General features: G+C 59.5%; 3 protein-coding genes. All 3 read right to left on the reverse strand.

Annotation, left to right across the window (positions count from 1 at the left end; genetic code table 11):
• Positions 1 to 250: 250 nt before the first annotated feature.
• Positions 251 to 1,642, reverse strand: a complete 1,392-nt coding sequence (locus tag JUK32_RS03865; RefSeq protein ID WP_204137537.1) for an efflux RND transporter periplasmic adaptor subunit — start codon at positions 1,640 to 1,642, stop codon at positions 251 to 253.
• A 111-nt stretch (positions 1,643 to 1,753) separates the two neighbouring features.
• On the reverse strand, positions 1,754 to 2,332 hold the full coding sequence (locus JUK32_RS03870; RefSeq protein ID WP_204137538.1) for a YdeI family protein: 579 nt from the start codon (positions 2,330 to 2,332) through the stop codon (positions 1,754 to 1,756).
• Between the two features lie 36 nt (positions 2,333 to 2,368).
• Positions 2,369 to 3,031: a DUF2461 domain-containing protein gene (locus tag JUK32_RS03875; RefSeq protein WP_204137539.1), complete on the reverse strand. Its 663-nt coding sequence runs from the start codon at positions 3,029 to 3,031 to the stop codon at positions 2,369 to 2,371.
• Between the last annotated feature and the right edge of the window lie 314 nt (positions 3,032 to 3,345).

Here is a 3,345-nt window from a genome sequence, read left to right on the forward strand (position 1 = left end):
GCGACGATCAGGATAACCGTGAGAATCAGCAGACGAATATTGGTGAAAAAAGGGCGAACCATGGGGGGGTGGAGGAGTGAGGGAGTGAAGGGGAAGAATCGCAGGGTGCATAACGTTAAGAACCGTAGGGTGCATTCGCGAAGCAATGCACCGTCTCCAACCAATGAGAAGGGATGCTGGCGGGGGCAGCTCCCAGGGTTCTGGTGCCGGGACTAGAACCTGGATAGATCGCCCAGGAGAACCCTGGGATCTAATCACTGAGCAATCTGACCTGCTGCCCCGGCACCAGCCGATGGACGCCGCTGGCGACGATGCGTTCACGCATCTCAGAATGAGAATCGCCCCCTTGCAGCGCCCCCTGCACCAGCACTCGGTCGCTCTCCTGGTGCAAAATTTCGACCGCCTTGGGCTGCACCTGGTAGGCCCCGGCCTCAGTCTCAGCAGGCACCACGCCGTAGACGCTCCACAGGCCGCGAATATCCTGAGTCAGCGCCTCAATGGGGAGCCAAAAGCCGCTGGTGGAGACCGTTTCGCTTAGCTCGACTCGGACGGTTTGGCCGGGGCTAACGCGGGTCAGGGCCTCCGGCTCTAGCTGCAACACCACCACCTGGGTGCGGGTATCGGGGTCGACCTCCGGCAGTACGGCTTTGACCGTGGCCGAGAAGTCCTCGGTGTCGGCATTCACCGTGACGGCTTCCCTAGGGCGCAGGCGGCTGGCGGCGCGGGCGGGCATCCCGATGCGAGCCTCGGGGGCAACGCTTTCCACCAAGCGCACCACCGTCTGCCCGGCCCCGACGACCACGCCCTCATCCACCTGCCGAAGGGCGACAATGCCGTCGAAGGGTGCCCGCAGGGTGCTCTGGTTGAGATCTACCTCGAGGCTGGCGAGGCTGGCGTCGAGCTGCTGCACCACGGCCTGCTGGGCCGCCACTTGCTCGGGGCGGGTGCCGTTGAGCAGTTCGTCCAGGCTGCTCTGGGCACTGTCCCGGCGGGCGACCAGGGCATCGGCCCCAAAGGCAAATTCGTCGAGCTGCTCCTTAGAAATCGCCCCCTGCTCGTAGAGAAATTCCCGCCGCTCTCGCTGCTGCTGTTGTAGGGCCAGTTGGTTGTCCACGTCGCGCACCTGGGCCTGGGCGGCCGCGATCGCCTCCTGTCTGGCCCCCCGCTGAAGCTCTAGCAGCTGGGCCTGGGCCTGGGCCAGCTGGGCTTCGATCTGGCGGCGCTGGGTGAGCAAGCTCTGGGTATCGAGCCGGGCTAGCGGTTGCCCCGAGGAAACGCGATCGCCCTCAGCCACCAGCACCTCAACCAGCTCGCCGCTGCGGGTAAAGCCCAGATCGCTGCTGCGCAGGGCGGCAATTTCCCCGGTGTAGGCGCGGGCCACCTCGTAGCTGCTGACGGCATCCACCGTCAGGGTTTCCACCGCCAGAACGTTCACCGCATCGGTTTCAGCGGCTTCTGTCTCCTGGGCCACCAGGCGACTTTGCGCCAGGGGGATGCCGACCGCCAGCAGCAGCCCGGCGGCCCCCAGGCCCACCCACCAGCGGCGATTTAAAGAGGGGCTAGGCCGATCTGGGGCGCTAGTGTGAACGCCAGAGAGATCTTTCTCCAGCAGGGTTTTCTCTGGCAGGGAGCTGTCAGACATGGGGGTGTCTCCAGGGAATGGGTTAAAGGTTGCGAGAATTAGGCGAAGAAGGTGGGTGGCGCGGCGCTAGTCGAGGGTGGGCACTGCCCGCCCTACGGGTTAAGAAATCACCTACATTTGCGGAATCTTCTGATTTTGGGCAGCAAAAACGACGGCTTTTTCGATGCGTTTGGTGCGGGTGGCCGGGGTCTTGGCCAGCTTGATCCAGCGCAGCACGTTGCGGCGATAGGAGGGGGCAGAATTCTCAAAGATTTCCCTGGCGGGCGGATGGGAGTCCAGCGCTGCCATAAAGTCTTCAGGCATGATCAGGGCATCGACATCGTCCATGAAATTCCACAGACCATGGCGCTTAGATTGGGCGATCGCCTCCAGCCCAGCTGGGTGCATCTTCCCAGCTTTGATCAGCTTTTCAGCTCTGTCCTTGTAGCTCTTGGCCCAGTGCTGCACCCGGCGCGGTGAGATCATCTGCATGGTGCGATCGCCGTCAAGCTGGCGGCGAATACCGTCAACCCAGCCAAAGCACAGCACCGCATCGAGAATGTCTTGCACCGAGACGTATTTTTCGCCCACGTGCTTTTTGTAGGTCACCAGCCAAATGCTGGCTGGCTGGGTATGGTTTTCCTCCAGCCACTGCCGCAACTGCTGGGCTGAGGTCACCTCTACCGGCTCAAAATTTTCGGTTTTGATCATGGCAAAACAATTCCTTGGCCACAAAATGCGGCCTGCTCAAATGCGACCAAACTCCAGCAAGGAGGCACAGCTTTTGGCGTAGTCGACAATGCAGTCCACAATGTCGCCATCGAGCCAGGCCCCGCGACCGAGATGCACCAGGGTGACGAAACTTTTGAGCTTGATATAGTCGGCGTAGTCGTGCTCGGCATAGGCGTCATAGCCGCGCGGCATTTTAGTCAGTTTGTCCTCGTCACTGAAGGACAATCCCGCTGTCTCCAAATCCTTGAGCACCTGGGCAAATTCGTCAGGCTCCTCAACAATTTTGTCGCGAATGGGGCCAAGGGCGGTGGGGCTGAGCTTGTAATACCCGCAGGCGATCAGGCCGCCCGACGGTTCAAGCTGCACATAGACCAAGCCTTCTTTTTCAGCCTTGGTGCCCGAAGGGGTAAGCACGCCGCTGACGTGGGTACTGTAGGGCGATTTGTCCTTAGAAAAGCGCACATCGCGGTTTTGGCGAAACATGGTTTTTGGCCCGCCCGCCAGGGGCACAGCCGTCCCCGCCAGGATGTCTGTGGCCTGTTCCAGCATCATGGCGAAGGGTTGGCGGACGCAGGTGTCAAACTCATCACGGTGATCGTCGTACCAGGCTTTTTCGTTGTTGGCCGCCAGCCCTTCGAGCAGGTCAAAGGTTTTGGGCGTGAAATGGAGATCCGTCATGGGTGTAAGCAGAGCATAAAGATAAGTTCAAACCAGCCATGTTGATGTTGTGATGGGGATAGTAATCTGACTTTTCCGAAGCCTGGTTCTCCCTCGAACTCAAGCTTTTAAAGGAAAACCAGCGATATGCCAGCGATATAAAAATCTGTATTAAAACTGCACTAATCAATATGTAACATGGTATTAATTACAAAACAAATATCAATTTTCAATTGAGCTATATATCTTTTGGTATCAATGAACCTGAAAACCCTGACGGCCTTCATTGCCCTGGCGGAAGAACTGCACTTTGGCCGCGCCGCCCAGCGCTGCGG

Origin of the sequence: Halomicronema sp. CCY15110 (assembly GCF_016888165.1) — a bacterium.
In the GTDB taxonomy this organism is placed as follows: Bacteria; Cyanobacteriota; Cyanobacteriia; order Phormidesmidales; family Phormidesmidaceae; genus Halomicronema.